Below are 14,895 nucleotides of genomic sequence, written 5' to 3'. Positions count from 1 at the left end.
GTTCGGCAGGGCTTTGGCGGGTGCGGGGCCCCGGCGAGTGAGGGAGACGATGTCGGCGACGCGACTGCTGGTCCTTGGCGTGGTGCGGCTGCACGGTCAGGCACACGGCTATCTGGTGGGCTCCGAACTGGAGTCGTGGGAGGCCGGGCAATGGGCAGGGCTCAGGTCTGGCTCGATCTACCACGCGCTGCGTCAGCTGGCCAAGGAAGGTCTTCTGGACACCAGCGAGGTGCACGAATGGCCGGGCCGCGTCGATTACGCCATCAATGAGAAGGGCGAGGCGGAGTTCCTCGGGCTGCTCAGAAGCGCCCTCAGGGTTCCCGATCGGCGTCCGGAGCTGCTCAACGCGGCCCTTGTGCTGCTACCCGCGCTGCCCGAGGAGGAAGTGATCGCGCTGCTCAAGGAGCGGGTGCACGCTCTGGAGGGCGAGCGGGAGCAGATCATGGCCACGGCCCGGGAGGGAAAGCGCCCAAGGAACGTGAGAGAGCTGTTCACCCTGCGCGCGGCGCAGGCGGCGGGTGAGGCGGCGTGGATCCGTGACTTGATCGGGCGGCTGGAACGCGGTGAGGAGCCGGCCTGATCGGCCGGAGACCGGTTTGACGGCAGGAGGGTGGATCAGCCATAGTTCGATACCCAAATTTGGTTAACCAAATTTGGGTATCTCAAAGGAGCTTCATGCGCATCACGACTGCGGTACTTCTGGCGCTCGTCTCGATCCCCGCAACCTCGATCCCGGCAGCGGCGAACGCCGCCTCCGCCTGCCGGACGGTCAGCGCCGAGGTGGCGATGACCTCCAGTGGCCCCGCCGACCAGCGCGTCGCCGGCACTCTGTGCCTGCCGCGCGGCCGTGCCGCCACCGTTCAGCTGCTCATTCCCGGCGGCTTCTACGGCCAGGCCTACTGGCGGATGCGCGGCGACCGGCAGTGTCCCTCCTACGTGGAGACGATGACCGCCGCCGGGTACGCGACGCTGGCCATTGATCGTCTCGGCACCGGGGCGAGCTCCTACCCGCCGAGCGCCCGCTTCGGGCAGGACACCCACCAGATCGTCATCCGCCAGCTCATCCGGCAGTTGCGCGAGGGTCGTCTGGGCGGTGGCCGGTTCGCCAAGGTCGTTCTGGTCGGACACTCGCTGGGCTCGACCCTCGCCCGCACGGTGGCCGCCGCACATCCGGCGGAGGTGGACGGCGTCATCCTGACCGGCGAATCGAGCGTGCCGAACGAGGCCGCTTTCGAGCAGATGGGCGCCGGAATCTACCGCGCCGCCGACGACCCCCGCTTCGCCGGTCGCGGGCTCGACGACGGCTACCTCACCACCCGGCCCGGCCTGCGGGTCACCTGGTTCTACCACCGGCCCAACGCCGACCCCAAGGTCATCGCCGCCGACGAGGCCACCAAGACGACGGACGTCTTCCCTCCCGGCGACTCCTACACCCCGCCCTCGATCAACAAGCAGATCCAGGCCCCCGTACTGATCGTCAACGGCGAGCATGACAAGCTGCTGGCCGGAGCCCGCTCCTCCTCGGCCGCGCTGCACGCCCAGGAGGCCCCCTTCTACGGTCCCCGCGCCAGGCTGGAGACCGTCCTGGTCCCCGGCACCGGTCACGTGCTCAATGGCCACCGCACCGCGCCCCACTGGTTCGCCCAGGCACGCGAGTGGGCCGACCGCCGCGTGGGCGGAGCGGCGCGATGAGCCAAGAGCCGATCGACAGCCCGACCGGGTGGGTGGCCAGGCACGTCAAGAGCTACGCCGAGTCCGGCGGCGCTCGAGGTCACCTCTTCCACGGCGCCCCCACGCTGCTGATCACGACGATCGGCCGCCGCTCAGGACTTCCCCGGCGCACGGCCCTCATCTACGGCCGCGACGACGACCGCTACCTCGTGGTCGCCTCCAACGGCGGCGCCGCCGACCATCCGCTCTGGTTCCACAATCTGCTCGCTCAGCCGCAGGTCAAGGTGCAGGTCGGGGCCGAGGTGTTCGATGCGGTGGCCCGCCCGGCGGCCGAGGACGAGCGGCTTCGCCTGTGGGAGACGATGACCGGGATATGGCCGCGCTACATCGGCTACCAGCGAGAGACGTCAAGGCAGATCCCGATCGTGATCATCGAGCGGGCGGCAATGCCAGAACTCGGCAGCGATGCTCCTGCGCATCTTGTCGACCGCACGCACGACGTTGGACATGACCTTGGCCAGTTTTGAGATCGCTTTCTGTGTCTCAAATCCCAACTTTCACGATCATTGGGCTGGACCCCCACCCGGCGTTTCACAAGTGGTCATCATCTTGAGCCGCTGATCGTTGCATGGCCTATGACCTGGGTGGCCTCGTTGGAGACCGTGTCCACAACGAGGCCGTGGTGGTTGGGGACCGCCGATCAGCAGGGACCGATCGTTGCCGGAGAGCCCGGAGAGCGAGAGCCGCTCCGCCTGCCGCCTCAGTACTGTGACTTCGCATGACCGACACCGAGATCGCGATCACCGCAGACCTGGTCCGCGACCTGCTGCAGGAGCAACATCCAGACCTTGCAGGGCTGGCCATCCGCGAGGTGGCGGGCGGCTGGGGCAACCAAATGTGGCGCCTCGGGGACGAGTTGGTCGTGCGCATGCAGCGCATGGACCCTACCCCGGAGCTCCAGCTCAAGGAGCGGCGGTGGCTACCTGTGCTGGCCCCGCGCCTGCCGCTCCCGGTGCCGACCCCGGTGCGGTTCGGCGAACCGTCCGAGCGCTTCCCGAAGCACTGGACCGTGATGACGTGGGTTCCCGGCGAGCCGCTGGACCACGGCTCGATCAGCCGCGGCGCCCACGCGGCCGACACGCTGGCGGGCTTCCTCAGGGCGCTCCATGTGGAGGCGCCCGCCGAGGCCCCGGCCAGTTCGGACTTCGGCGCTCATCCCAAGAGGTGCACGGGTGGCTTCGAGCAGTTCTTGCAGGCCATTGACCCCGACGCCGTCGGCGATGTCCCCGCCGTCCGGGCCGTCTGGGCCGATGCCGTCGCGGCCCCCGAGTGGGAGGGCCCGCCGGTGTGGGTGCACGGCGACCTCCATCCCGCAAATGTCGTCGTCTCGGACGGGACGCTCTCGGGCGTGATCGATTTCGGTGCCCTGTTCGCCGGCGATCCCGCGTGGGACCTCGGCGCCGCGTGGGTGCTGCTTCCCGCGGGCGCGGCCGCACGGTTCTTCGACGCGTACGCGCACGCGGACGAGGCAACGATCAGGCGCGCCCGCGGGCTGGCCGCTATGAAGAGCCTCTTCCTGATGCTCATGGGGCAGAACGGAGATCGGGGCCTTCCCGGCGGCAAGCCGAACTGGGGACCTGCGGGCCGGGCGGCACTTGATCGTGTTCTGAAGGGCGTTTGACGCACACTTCTCGATCTTGGTTGAGGGCTATGCGGCAGCCCACCTTCGTAAGGTTCATCGATCACCGCGCGTGGTGGGGATGCCAGGGTTCGGCGAAAGTCGTCGGGCGAGAAGTGGAGAAGCCGGCCCTCGCCGTCCGTCAGGTTGGTAGCCGCCAGGGTGTTGAACAGCAGCGGCATCGGCGCGTTCCAGACTTTTGGCCCAGGTGAGGTGGCCTGTGGCGATCGGAGCCAGGGCCCTGCGCAGTGACCCACTGGTGCCGGGGATCACCGCTCCGGGCGCGCTGTTCTGTGCGGCCTGAAGCAGCCCGGTGGCCGTGTGGCGATGGCGGTCGGTGGTGCTGATCAGCACCGGGAGGACGGTCTGCCGTTCGCGGGTGCGTTGGTCCATTCGGGCCTTGCGGTGCTTTCGGTCCTTGGCTTTGTGGATCTCATCGTCGCTGATCGGGCACGGCCCATAGCCCCCAGCGGGCTGGTTCTTCGGCTGCCCACTGGGCGGTATCGAGATAGAAAGGCACGGACGCGGATGAGCTCGTCTTTGGTGTTGAGCCGCGGGCTGGAGATCTCGACGGGTGTCCCGCCGGGTCCAGTGGTGGTGCGCTCTTGGTCTTCAGGTCTTCCTTCCAGGCGCGGGCCACTGCCGCCGGGAGCCGCACGAGCTGATTCCTGGCGGCAGGGCTTCGATCCGTGCCCAGAACAGGCCCGCGAGGGTGCAGGAGATCGCGTCCAGGCCGGCAAAGTCCAGCTGGCCAAGGGCGAGCCCGAACGGCCCGCGGCCAAGGGGGGGCCGGAAGGCGTCCGGTCCGGGGTGGGCGTCGGTCGGCCCACCGCTTCACCGGTCAACGGGTGGGCTGACCGGCGAGCGGAGCGAGCGGGGTTTTCGGGGTGGGCTCCAACTGGCCAGACCGGTAACCGGGTCACGGGTGGGCGATGGCGCCGAAGGCGCGGGGGGTTGCGCCGCCAGGCGCCTGAAGGAGAAACGCCTGAGCCCCGAGCGCGAAGCGCTTCTCCGCGAAGACCTTTGGCTCGGGGCGGGGTCCAGCAGGCTGACCACCCAGTAGGGCAACGGGGGCCGTCTAGTAGTGGGTGCGCAGGGCCGCGTACACGTCGATGCGGGGTGTTGTGACCTCGGTCTCCGCGCTCGTGTACGTGATCGGCTTGCCCGTGCGCTTCAAAGCGTCCACCATGCTGTCCACCCCGGCGCGCGGCCGCTTCTGGTGGAGGAGGGCCAGGGAGCCGGCCACGTGTGGCGCGGCCATGGAGGTGCCGTTCAGCGTCGCGTACGTGTTCCCCGCGATCGCACCCTTGATCGACACCCCGGGCGCGAACACGTCCAGGAGCGTCCCACGGTTCGAGAAGGCGGCCACCGCGTCCTGCTTGTCCGTGGCGCCGACCGTGACCGTGTTGGAGACGCACGCGGGCCACGACACCGCGGACTCGAAGCCGTTGTTGCCCGAGGCGACCACCGTGGCGGTGCCCTTGGCGAGGAGCTTGTCGACCTCGGTCTTGAAGTCGGCCCCGTCGCCCGTGTCGCAGGCCTCGGTGTACTGGCCGCCGCCCAGGCTCAGGTTGACGGAGGCGATGTTGTACTGGTCCGCCAGCAGGTCCGCGTACGCCATGCCGGTCAGGACCGACGAGTCGTACGCCAGGATGCAGACGGGGCGGCCGGCGCAGTACGGGGAGTTGTCGAAGCGGCTGAACACCTGCACCGGCACGATCTTGGCCTTGGGGGCGACGCCGCTGGCCGGGAAGTCGGCGGTGGCCTGGCCGGCGGCGATGCCGGCGACGTGGGTGCCGTGGTAGCACAGGCCGTACTGCGGCTGCGGGGCGCCCGTCATGCAGGCGGCCGTCTCGGCGTTGGCGGCGCCGTCGCCGATCTGGAACTGGCTGCCGTTCGGGCACAGCGGCGTGGAGTTGTCGACCGGGTCGGTGGCCGAGAAGCAGGCCTGGGCGACGATGCGATTGCCGAAGGCGGGGTGGTCGTTGTCGATGCCGCTGTCGATGATCGCGACGGCCGTGCCCTTGCCGGTGACGCCCTTCTCGTGTGCCCGGTCCGCGCCGATCAGCGGGATGCTCTCGGCGAGCGAGGGCTCGTTGAGCCTGTCCTTGCGGATCGAGACCACGTCGGACTGCTCGGCGATCTGCTCGAGCTCCGCCCGGGTGCCCCGGTAGACGAAGAAGTCCAGCTTGCCGGCCACCTCGGAGGGCGGATCCGCGTAGACGTTCTTCTTGTCCCGCTTGACCTCCTCCGCGCTGGACTGGACGGACCGCACCTGCGCGGGCTGCTGCACGCGGACGATGGCGCGGTGCTCGCCGGTCGCGGTGATCGCTGGGTCGATCTTGGACTCGGGGTCGGCCAGGGCGGGTGTGGCGACCAGCGCGGCCGAGGTGGCGGCTAGTGCGATGGCGCCGGCCAGCAGAGACGAGAGTCTCAACTGTTCCTCCGGGGGTTGAGGGAGCGAGGGGGTTGAGGAGGGTGGGGTGAAGTTGAGGAGGGTGGGGTGGGGGTGAGGAGGGGGACGGGAGTGAGGGGTGTTTGTCGTTAAGAGTAACGATTGGTGTAATCACGCAGCGAAAAGGGCCGGATCCCGCCGATCCGGCCCTTGTGGCCGGCCCCCCGCCGTCCGGCCCTCGCAGCCGGACCCCGCCGTCCGGCCTTCCCCGCGCCGATCAGGCGCGGGCGCCCGCGGTGGCGCGCTCGGCGTCGATCCGCGTGGTGGTCACTGAGGTGCCCGCCGCGTCGTAGCGGATGGGCGTGCCCGTCTCCTGCAGCCGCTGCAGGCTCTGCGCGACAGTGAAGGCCGGGTACGCCTGCTTCATCAGCGCGAACATCCCCGCCACGTGCGGCGCGGCCATCGAGGTCCCGCTCTTCTCCGCGTACGTGTTGTTCGGCACGGAGGAGTTGATGTTCACCCCCGGCGCGAACAGGTCGAGCAGCGGCCCCCGGTTGGTGAAGGAGGCCAGCGCGTCGGAGTCGTCGGTGGCGCCCACCGTGACGGCGGTGGAGATGCAGGCGGGGGTGGCGACGCCGTTCGGGAAGCCGTTGTTGCCCGCCGCCACCACGGGGGCCACGCCCAGGCCCACCAGCGTGTCGAACTCGGGCTTGACCGCGGCGGCGGACGCGTCCGTGTCACAGGCCTGGGCGTACGGGCCGCCCCCGCCGAGGCTCATGTTCACCGAGGCGATGTTGTGCGTCTTGGCCACCCGCGCGATGTACTCGAGCGCCAGCTTCTGGTCGGAGGTGTAGCTGAGGAAGCACGGTGCGGAAACGCCGCCGATCAGGCAGGTCATGGGGTTGTCCACGCGGCTGAAGACCTGGACCGGGAGGATGCCCGCCTCGGGGGCGACGCCGTTGGACGGCGCCCCCGTGGCCAGCCGGCCGGCCGCGATGCCGGCCACGTGCGTGCCGTGGGAGCAGGCGTTCGCACCCCTGATGACGCACTGGGCGGTCTCGGCGTCCGCCGCGCCGGGACCGGTCTGGCTGGGCTGGTTGTTCGGGCAGAGCGAGACGGCGCCGTCGCTGGCGTCGGAGGAGGAGAAGCACGCCTCGTCCACGATCCGGCCCGCGAAGAACGGGTGGTCCCGGTCGATCCCCGTGTCCAGGACGGCGACGGTGGCGCCCCGGCCGGTCCAACCGGCCTGGTTCGCCCGGTTCGAGCGGATGACGGCGGTGCTGGCGTCAAGGGTGGGCATGCGCAGCTCGTCCTTGTAGACGGACTGGACGCGGTTGTCCTTCTTGAGCTTGGCCAGCGTGGGGCCGTCCACCTCGGCCACGAAGAAGTGCGGTGACTGCGCGGACTCCAGGACCCGGCTGCCGTCCGACGCCTTCTCGATGTCGCGCGCGACGGCCTCGACGCTCTGCCCGGGCTTGAGCTGGATGATGGAGCGCACCCTGGACTTCGCCTCGACCTCCGCGGCCAGCGACGGGCTGATGATCGGATCGCCCGAGTCGGCGTGGAGCGCCGGGCCCGTACAGAGCCCGGCGACTGTTGCGGCCAGCGCCGCGGCGCCGGCCAACAGAGTTCGTAGCCTCACTTGTTCCTCCGAGAGCTCCTGGCTCGCTTACAGCCGCATACATCCCCACCTGCGACAACTGTGATGTCGGTGGTCTATGTAGCCCAGAGAAACGTTGGAGGCTTTTTTGCCTTCCTGCGGCCCTAGCCGCCTAGCACTGGCTATTTGACGGTTTTCGCCGCCTTCCGCAATGCCGCCGCGGTGGACTTGCCGTTCAGCCGCACCTTCTCGGCGGTGGTCAGCTTCTTGGTGCCGTTCGTGCCGTGCGCCCAGTTCAGCCAGGACGTGAGCAGCGCGCTGTCCAGCTTGGCCTTGCTCGCCTTGGTGCTCTTCAGCACCCGGTACGCCTTGCCGAGCGAGGACGCCTTCGTGACCTCGGGGAACACCTTGCTCGACTTGCCGATCAGCTTGAGGTAGCAGGTGAGCGTGGCGTCCGGGATCGTGCCGCTGCTGCGGTGGATCTCCACGGACCACTGCTTGGCCGACAGCTTGGTGGCGTTCGTGCCCCGCGTGCAGACCTGCGCGGTGGTCTTCGGGGTCGGCGTGATCGTCACCGTGACGGTGACCGTGGGCAGTGGGACCGGCGAGGTGGAGGTCGAGGGCTGGGGCGTGGGGTCGGCCGGGTCGTCGGGCTCGGGGCTGGGGCCGCTGCTGTCCGACGGATCGGGCTCGGGGTCCTCGGTCGGCACGCCCGGGGACTGCGTGATGGTCGGCTGCGGCGAGGCACCGGCCAGGGCCGCCGCCAGGTCCAGGCGCGGCGTGCTGACCTGCTGGCCGTTGGCCTGGTACGAGTACGGCCTGCCGGTCGTTTTCAGCGTGTTGATCAGGTCGGCCATCGGCGTCTGCGGCGAGGCCTGCTTCATCAGCGCCAGCGCACCGGCCACGTGCGGGGTCGCCATCGAGGTGCCGCTGAAGACGGCCGTCCGGTTGTCCGGCACGGACGACTCGATGTCCACGCCCGGCGCGAACAGGTCCACGATGGCCCCGCGGTTGGAGAAGTCCGCGATGACGTCGTTGTTATCGTTCGCCCCGACGGCCACCGCCGAGGAGATGCAGGCCGGGTACGACGCCCCCTCGAAGAACTCGTTGCCCGCGGCGACCACGGTCGCGATGCCCTTGGCCAGCAGGGCGTCGATCTTCGGCTTGAAGATCAACCCTTCCTCGCTGGAGTCGCAGTCGGTCTCGGACAGCTCGCCGCCCAGGCTCAGGTTCACGGCGGCGACCGGCTCGGTCAGGCCCGCCACGTAGTCCATGGCCTGCCGCAGCGACGACTCGAACGCCAGCAGGCACGACGGCTCGCCGCAGATGTCCTCGTCGTTGACCCGGCTGAAGACCTGCACCGCCACGATGTTCGCGCCCGGCGCGACGCCGCCGGTGCCGGCCGCGATGCCCGCGACGTGGCTGCCGTGCTCGCACAGGTTCGCGCCGTCGGCCAGGCACTTGGCCGTCGTGGCGTCCGCCGCGCCCGCGCCGGTCTGTGACGTCTGCCCGTTCGGGCAGAGCGACTCGACGCCGGCCTCCACGGCGGAGAAGCAGGCCTCGGTCACGATCCTGTTCCCGAACCACGGGTGGTCGCGGTCGATGCCGGTGTCCAGCACGGCCACCGCCTGCCCGGTGCCGGTGTAGTTCTTGGCGTGCGCCTGGTCGGCCCCGATCAGCTTGAGGTTGGGGCTCACGTCCACCGGCGCGTACGTCCTGTCCCGGTGGATGGACGTGACCCGCGGGTCGTCTGCCAGCTTGGCCAGCTCCTCCGCGGTCCCCTCCACGACCATGAACGACTGGTTCTGCGGCTGCATCACCACGTCCACGCTCTCGGCGGCCGCCTGGCTCGCGACGGGCGCGTTCTGCGCCGGGTCGGTGAGCTCGACGATGGCCCGCACGGAGCCGCCGTCGACGCCTAACCCCTCCTCCACCTTGGCGGGGGGATCGCCGGGGGTGGAGGCTGTCTCTTCCACGACGCTCGGACTGGGAGTCGGATCCTCCGCGTAGGCCGGCGCCGATAACGGCAGCAGGGCCAGCGCGATCGAGCTCACGATCAGGGGGCGAAGTCGCACGCGTCCTCCGAGAGGGGGATGATCTCGGAGTTTAGGGTGATTTTCCGGATAGAGACAGGTCTCGGGGCCGGTTTCTCACCGAACTCTCAGCGGGCGCACCTCAAACGTTCAGCGTTTCCCCCTCGTGCGTGAGCCACACCGCGCCGAGCGGCGGCACCCTCAGCGTGGTCGAATGCGGCAGCCCGTGCCACGGCTCGTCGTCGGCCTCGACCACGCCCATGTTGCCCACGCCGCTGCCCCAGTAGTCGTAGGCGTCGGTGTTGACGATCTCCGACCACTGGCCGGAGTAGGGGAGGCCGAGCCGGTAGCTCTCGTGCGGAGCGCCGCTGAAGTTGATGACGCACGCCAGCGCGGACCCGTCGTCGGCGTAGCGGACGAACGAGAACGTGTTACCGGAGGCGTCGTCGGCGTCGATCCACCGGAACCCCTCGGGCTTGGAGTCCTGCTGCCACAGCGCCGGGGTCTCCTTGTAGATCCGGTTCAGGTCGCGGACCAGCCGCTGCACGCCCTGGTGCCCGTCGAACTCCAGCACCCACCAGTCGAGGCCGCGCTCCTCCGACCACTCCGAGCCCTGGCCGAACTCGCCGCCCATGAACAGCAGCTGCTTGCCCGGATGCGCCCACATGAACGCCAGCAGCGCCCGCAGCTGCGCGAACCGCTGCCACTCGTCCCCGGGCATCTTGCCGAGCAGCGACCCCTTGCCGTGCACGACCTCGTCGTGGGACAGCGGCAGCACGTAGTTCTCGGAGTACGCGTACAGCAGCGAGAACGTCAGCTGATGATGGTGGTACTGGCGGAAGATCGGCTCGTGGCGCAGGTATTCGAGCGTGTCGTGCATCCACCCCATGTTCCACTTGAACCCGAACCCGAGCCCGCCCAGGTGCACCGGTCGCGAGACCCCCGGCCAGGCCGTCGACTCCTCGGCGACGGTCGAGATGCCGGGCGTCTCCCGATAGGCGACGGAGTTCATCTCCTTGAGGAACTCGACCGCGTCGAGGTTCTCCCTGCCGCCGTAGACGTTGGGCGTCCACTCGCCCTCACGCCGCGAGTAGTCGAGGTAGAGCATCGACGCCACCGCGTCCACCCGCAGCCCGTCGATGTGGAACTCCTTGAGCCAGTAGAGCGCGTTGGCCACCAGGAAGTTGCGCACCTCCCTGCGGCCGAAGTCGAACACGTACGTGCCCCAGTCGGGGTGCTCGCCCCTGGCCGGGTCGGCGTGCTCGTAGAGGGGGGTGCCGTCGAAGCGCGCCAGCGCCCAGTCGTCCATCGGGAAGTGCGCAGGCACCCAGTCCAGCAGCACGCCGACGCCGCGCCGGTGCATCAGGTCCACGAAGTGGCGGAACTCGTCGGGCGTGCCGAACCTGGCCGTCGGCGCGTAGTAGGACGTCACCTGGTAGCCCCACGACCCGCCGAACGGGTGCTCGGCCACCGGCAGCAGCTCCACGTGGGTGAACCCCATGTCGACCACGTACGCGGACAGCTGCTCGGCCAGCTCCATGTACGACAGGCCCGGCCGCCAGGACCCCAGGTGCACCTCGTAGATGCTCATCGGCCCGTCCTGCGGATGGCTCTCGGCCCGGTCCGCCACCCACTGGTCGTCCGCCCAGGCGTAGGCGGACCTGTCGACCACGGAGGCGGTCAGCGGCGGCACCTCGGTGCGCCTGGCCATCGGGTCGGCCTTGTCACGCCACACGCCGTCGGCGCCCAGGATCTGGAACTTGTACCGCTCGCCCGCGCCGACGTCCGGGACGAACAGCTCCCACACCCCGGAGCGGCCCAGCGACCGCATCGGGTAGGCGGTGCCGTCCCAGTGGTTGAAGTCGCCGACGACCCGGATGCCGCGCGCGTTGGGCGCCCAGACGGCGAACGCCGTGCCCTCGACGTCCTCGTGCTCCATCACGCGGGCGCCGAGCGCCTCCCACAGCCGCTCGTGGCGCCCCTCGCCGATGAGGTGCAGGTCCACTTCGCCGAGCGTGGGCCAGTGCCGGTAGGGGTCGCGGACCTCGTACGGGTCGTGGTCGGCGTACTTGACGCTCAGCGCGTAGCCGGGCACCTTGTCCAGGCCGGGGACGGTGACCTCGAACACCCCGTGGGCCTGGTGTTTCATGTCGTGGGCCGTGCCGTCCTCCAGCACCACTCGCACCCGCTCGGCCAGCGGGCGCAGCGTGCGGAAGACCACCCCGCCGGACACGGGATGCGCCCCCAGCACGGAGTGCGGATCGTGGTGTGCCCCACCCGCGAGGCGGTCGAGCTCTGTCCTCATCGGCATGCTCCCAACCTTGCCCTATGATGACCGTCCATCCCAGGCACTGCCCGCTTTCACCGAGACAATCACCGAAAGTGCGAAATCCTGGGTTTAACCTGCCTCACACCAGGCTTGGATCCAGCCTCTCCGGCTCCGACTCCGCGCCGCGTGCCAGAGCCGCGTCGAGCGCCTCCTGACCCAGGGCCGCCCGCACCGCGGCGGTGATCCGGTCGACGTCGCCCCGTTCCCCGGCGGGGAGCGGCGCGCCCGAGGCCGCCCGCAGCGCCGCCGCCCGGCCCAGCAGCAGCGCCGCCTCCTCGTGACGTCCGCCCAGGACCCGCGCGCCCGCCAGTCCTTCCAGCGCGAGCGCGGTGGCCCGCGGATCGCCGACCCTGCGGGCCGCTCTGAGCCCCTCCAGTTGCAGCTCCAGGGCGGCGGCCGCGTCGCCCCGCTGCTCGGCCGCGAACCCCAGCTCGGCCAGGATCAGCGCCGCCCCCGGCTCGCCGGCCACCTCCCTGACCCAGCCCAGCCAGGCCCGCAGCCGCCGCTCGGCCTCGTCGAGGCGCCCCTGCCGCCGCGCCGCGAGCGCCAGGCCCAGCTCGGCGAACTCCTCGGCCGGACGGTTCGACTGCTCCACGGCCAGCCGCCTGGCCCGCTCGTGATAGTCGTCGGCCCGCGCGTGGTCGCCCGTCAGCAGGGCGATCCGCCCCAACCGGGACAGCGCGTCGGACACCGAGCTCCACAGCCCGAGCTCCTCCGCCATCCGCAGGCCGTCCGCGCGCAGCTCGGTGGCCCGCTCGTAGTCGCCGGTGATCTCGGCGAGCGTGCTGAGGTTCTCGGCGGCCCGCAGCTCGCCCCACCGGTCGCCGAGCTCCCTGAACAGCGCCAGCCCCCGCTCGCCGTCCCGCCGCAGCGCCGCCAGGTCACCGCGGGTGGCGGCGTAGCGGGCCAGCACGTTCAGCGCCGCGCCGGTGCCCCACTTGTCGCCCAGCTCCTGGAACGTCTCCAGCGCCCGCTCGATCAGGGCCCGGCTGGCCGACAGATCGTCGTAGCCGAACATCGCGTACCCGATGAACCACCGCGCCCTGGCCCGCGCCGACCGCCCTTCGATGGCCTCGAACACCTCGTCGTCCGGCGGCCGCAGCCACCCCGCCAGCATCCGGAGCCCGGCCAGCCACACCCTCGCCTGCGCGGCGCCGGGCCCGGCCGCGTCCGGGACGGACAGCGCGGCCTCCAGCGCCCGCTGTCCCTCGCCGAGCCTGCCGCGCAGCACCCAGTACCAGGCCATGGCGTTCACCAGCCGCACCGCCTCGCCGGGCCGGGCCAGCCGCACCGCCGTCTCCAGCGCCGCCCGCAGGTTGGCGCTCTCGGCGTCGAGCAGCGCGAGCGCGTCCCGCTGCCCGTGACCCCGCAGGTACGGCTCCGCCCGCTCGGCGAGCGCCGTGTAGTACGCGGCGTGCCTGAGCCGCACCTCGTCCAGCTCGCCGGCCTCCTCCAGCCGTTCCAGGCAGTAGGCCGAGACCGACTCCAGCAGCCGGTACCGCGGCTCGGCCCCGGGCGCCCGCACGCGGACGACCAGCGAGCGGTCCACGAGCCTGGCCAGCACGTCGAGGACGTCCACGCCGGGGTCGGCGGACACCTCCTCGGCGGCCTCCAGCGTGCTGCCGTCGGCGTGCGCGGCCAGCCGCCGGAGCACGACGCGCTCGGGGTCGCTCAGCAGCTCCCAGCTCCAGTCGATCATCGCCCGCAGCGTCCGTTGCCTGGCCGGAGCCCCGCGCAGACCCGATGCGAGCAGCCTGAACCGGTCGTCCAACCGGTCGGCGAGCTGGCGCGGGGTCAGCGCCCGCATCCTGGACGCGGCCAGCTCCAGCGCCAGCGGCAGGCCGTCCAGGCGGGCGCAGATCTCCGCCACGTCCGCGTCGGGCTCCACCCCGGCGCGCGCTGCGAACAGCTCCACCGCCGCCTCGCGCGTCAGCGCCGGCACGCTCCACAGGGCCTCGCCCCCGATCCGCAGCGACTCCTGGCTGGTGGCGAGGATCCGCAACCCGGGAGCGGCCTGGAGCAGCCGCCCGGCCAGCGCGGCGACCTGCTCGACGACGTGCTCGCAGTTGTCCAACACGAGCAGCGTCTCCCCGCCCGCCAGCGCCCCCGAGATCCGCTCGACCGCGCCCTCGTACGGAGCGCCCGGCCCGGCCGTGTCGTCGCGCAGGCCGAGCACGGCCGCGATCGCCTCGGCCACCTCGACCTCCGCCGCCCGCGGCCGCAGCGCGGCCAGCTCGACCAGCCACACGTCCCCGCCGCCCGTACCCGAGGCGGCGGCCAGGGCCAGGCGGGTCTTGCCGACGCCGCCGGGGCCGGTGAGCGTCACCAGGCGGCCCGCCCGCAGCAGCGAGCGGACCTCGGCCACCGCCTCGTCCCGGCCCACCAGGCTCGTCAAGGGCGCGGGGAGGTTGACGCGGGAGCGCGCGACCGGGCCCAGGGACGGGTCCTGCCGCAGGATCGCCTGGTGCAGGGCCGCCAGCTCCGGCCCGGGGTCCAGGCCCATTTCCTCCGACAGGCGCCGCCGCAGCTCCTCGTAGCCGGTCAGCGCCTCGCTCTGCCGCCCGGCCAGGTAGAGGGCCCGTACGTGCGCGGCGCGCAGCCGTTCGCGCAGCGGATGTTCGGCCACCAGGGAGGCCAGCTCGGCCGCGAGCAGGACGTGCTCACCGAGCCCGAGCCGCGCCTCGGCCAGCTCCTCCAGGGCCGCCAGCCGCTGCTCGCCCAGCCGGGCCACGGCCGCCAGGGCGAACGGCTCGTCGGCGAACTCGGCGTAGGCGTCCCCGCGCCACAGCCCGAGCGCCTCGCGCAGCAGCGCGGCCCGCTCCTCCGGGCCGGAGGCCCGCTGCGCGCGCCCGATCAACGTCTCGAACAGGCCGGCGTCCACGGAGGACGGCTCCACGTGCAGCACGTACCCGGGCGCCCGGTACGCGACCAGCCCGCCGACCGCCCGGCGCAGCTGCGACACCTTCACCCGGAGGGCGCCGGACGCGTTCGCCGGGGGACGGTCGCCCCAGAGGTCCTCGATCAGCCGGTCCGCGGAGACGGGGCGGCCGGCGTGGATCAGCAGGTCGGCGAGGAGCGCCCGGACCTTGACCTCCGGCACCTTGACCGGCTCCCCGTCCGCGGTCCACACCGCGAGCGGGCCCAGCACCCCGAACCGCATCCCGCCCCCATAACCGACTCCGAATCAGA

9 protein-coding genes are annotated in these 14,895 nt (G+C 71.2%); 4 read left to right on the top strand and 5 right to left on the bottom strand.

What is annotated here, in order from left to right:
- Positions 1-49 precede the first annotated feature (49 nt).
- The 4 genes from AB0J87_RS43390 to AB0J87_RS43375 all read left to right on the top strand — a co-directional run bounded on the left by AB0J87_RS43390 (position 50) and on the right by AB0J87_RS43375 (position 3,352).
- Positions 50-580, top strand: coding sequence for a PadR family transcriptional regulator (locus AB0J87_RS43390; protein WP_363976369.1), 531 nt, complete (start codon positions 50-52; stop codon positions 578-580).
- A 95-nt stretch (positions 581-675) separates the two neighbouring features.
- Complete coding sequence (locus AB0J87_RS43385; protein ID WP_363976367.1) at positions 676-1,692, top strand: alpha/beta fold hydrolase; 1,017 nt, start codon at positions 676-678, stop codon at positions 1,690-1,692.
- On the top strand, positions 1,689-2,198 hold the full coding sequence (locus AB0J87_RS43380; protein WP_363976365.1) for a nitroreductase family deazaflavin-dependent oxidoreductase: 510 nt from the start codon (positions 1,689-1,691) through the stop codon (positions 2,196-2,198). The genes AB0J87_RS43385 and AB0J87_RS43380 overlap by 4 nt, the downstream gene beginning before the upstream one ends.
- Positions 2,199-2,449: 251 nt before the next feature.
- Positions 2,450-3,352, top strand: coding sequence for an aminoglycoside phosphotransferase family protein (locus AB0J87_RS43375; protein WP_363976363.1), 903 nt, complete (start codon positions 2,450-2,452; stop codon positions 3,350-3,352).
- A gap of 1,075 nt (positions 3,353-4,427) precedes the next feature.
- On the opposite strand, the gene AB0J87_RS43370 is transcribed toward AB0J87_RS43375, so the two are convergent.
- From AB0J87_RS43370 to AB0J87_RS43350, 5 genes are all read right to left on the bottom strand, one after another.
- Positions 4,428-5,786 (bottom strand): S8 family serine peptidase, encoded by a 1,359-nt coding sequence (locus AB0J87_RS43370; protein ID WP_363976360.1) that lies wholly within the window; start codon positions 5,784-5,786, stop codon positions 4,428-4,430.
- Between the two features lie 235 nt (positions 5,787-6,021).
- On the bottom strand, positions 6,022-7,386 hold the full coding sequence (locus tag AB0J87_RS43365) for a S8 family serine peptidase (RefSeq protein ID WP_363976357.1): 1,365 nt from the start codon (positions 7,384-7,386) through the stop codon (positions 6,022-6,024).
- A 140-nt stretch (positions 7,387-7,526) separates the two neighbouring features.
- A complete protein-coding gene (locus AB0J87_RS43360) occupies positions 7,527-9,419 on the bottom strand; it encodes a S8 family serine peptidase (protein WP_363976354.1) in 1,893 nt (630 codons plus the stop codon).
- Between the two features lie 100 nt (positions 9,420-9,519).
- Positions 9,520-11,682, bottom strand: a complete 2,163-nt coding sequence (gene glgB, locus AB0J87_RS43355; RefSeq protein ID WP_350729805.1) for a 1,4-alpha-glucan branching protein GlgB — start codon at positions 11,680-11,682, stop codon at positions 9,520-9,522.
- Between the two features lie 103 nt (positions 11,683-11,785).
- Positions 11,786-14,866 (bottom strand): BTAD domain-containing putative transcriptional regulator, encoded by a 3,081-nt coding sequence (locus AB0J87_RS43350; protein ID WP_363976351.1) that lies wholly within the window; start codon positions 14,864-14,866, stop codon positions 11,786-11,788.
- Positions 14,867-14,895 lie beyond the last annotated feature (29 nt).

This window comes from Nonomuraea sp. NPDC049625, assembly GCF_040675285.1.
GTDB classification, from domain to species: domain Bacteria; phylum Actinomycetota; class Actinomycetes; order Streptosporangiales; family Streptosporangiaceae; genus Nonomuraea; species Nonomuraea angiospora_A.
This window is presented reverse-complemented; position numbering and strand designations above follow the sequence as displayed.

Excerpts from the sequence above, each read along its gene's own strand:
- glgB (WP_350729805.1), bottom strand. The coding sequence starts at position 11,682 with ATGAGGACAGAGCTCGACCGCCTCGCGGGTGGGGCACACCACGATCCG.
- AB0J87_RS43350 (WP_363976351.1), bottom strand. The coding sequence starts at position 14,866 with ATGCGGTTCGGGGTGCTGGGCCCGCTCGCGGTGTGGACCGCGGACGGG.
- AB0J87_RS43380 (WP_363976365.1), top strand. The coding sequence starts at position 1,689 with ATGAGCCAAGAGCCGATCGACAGCCCGACCGGGTGGGTGGCCAGGCAC.
- AB0J87_RS43375 (WP_363976363.1), top strand. The coding sequence starts at position 2,450 with ATGACCGACACCGAGATCGCGATCACCGCAGACCTGGTCCGCGACCTG.
- AB0J87_RS43385 (WP_363976367.1), top strand. The coding sequence starts at position 676 with ATGCGCATCACGACTGCGGTACTTCTGGCGCTCGTCTCGATCCCCGCA.
- AB0J87_RS43390 (WP_363976369.1), top strand. The coding sequence starts at position 50 with ATGTCGGCGACGCGACTGCTGGTCCTTGGCGTGGTGCGGCTGCACGGT.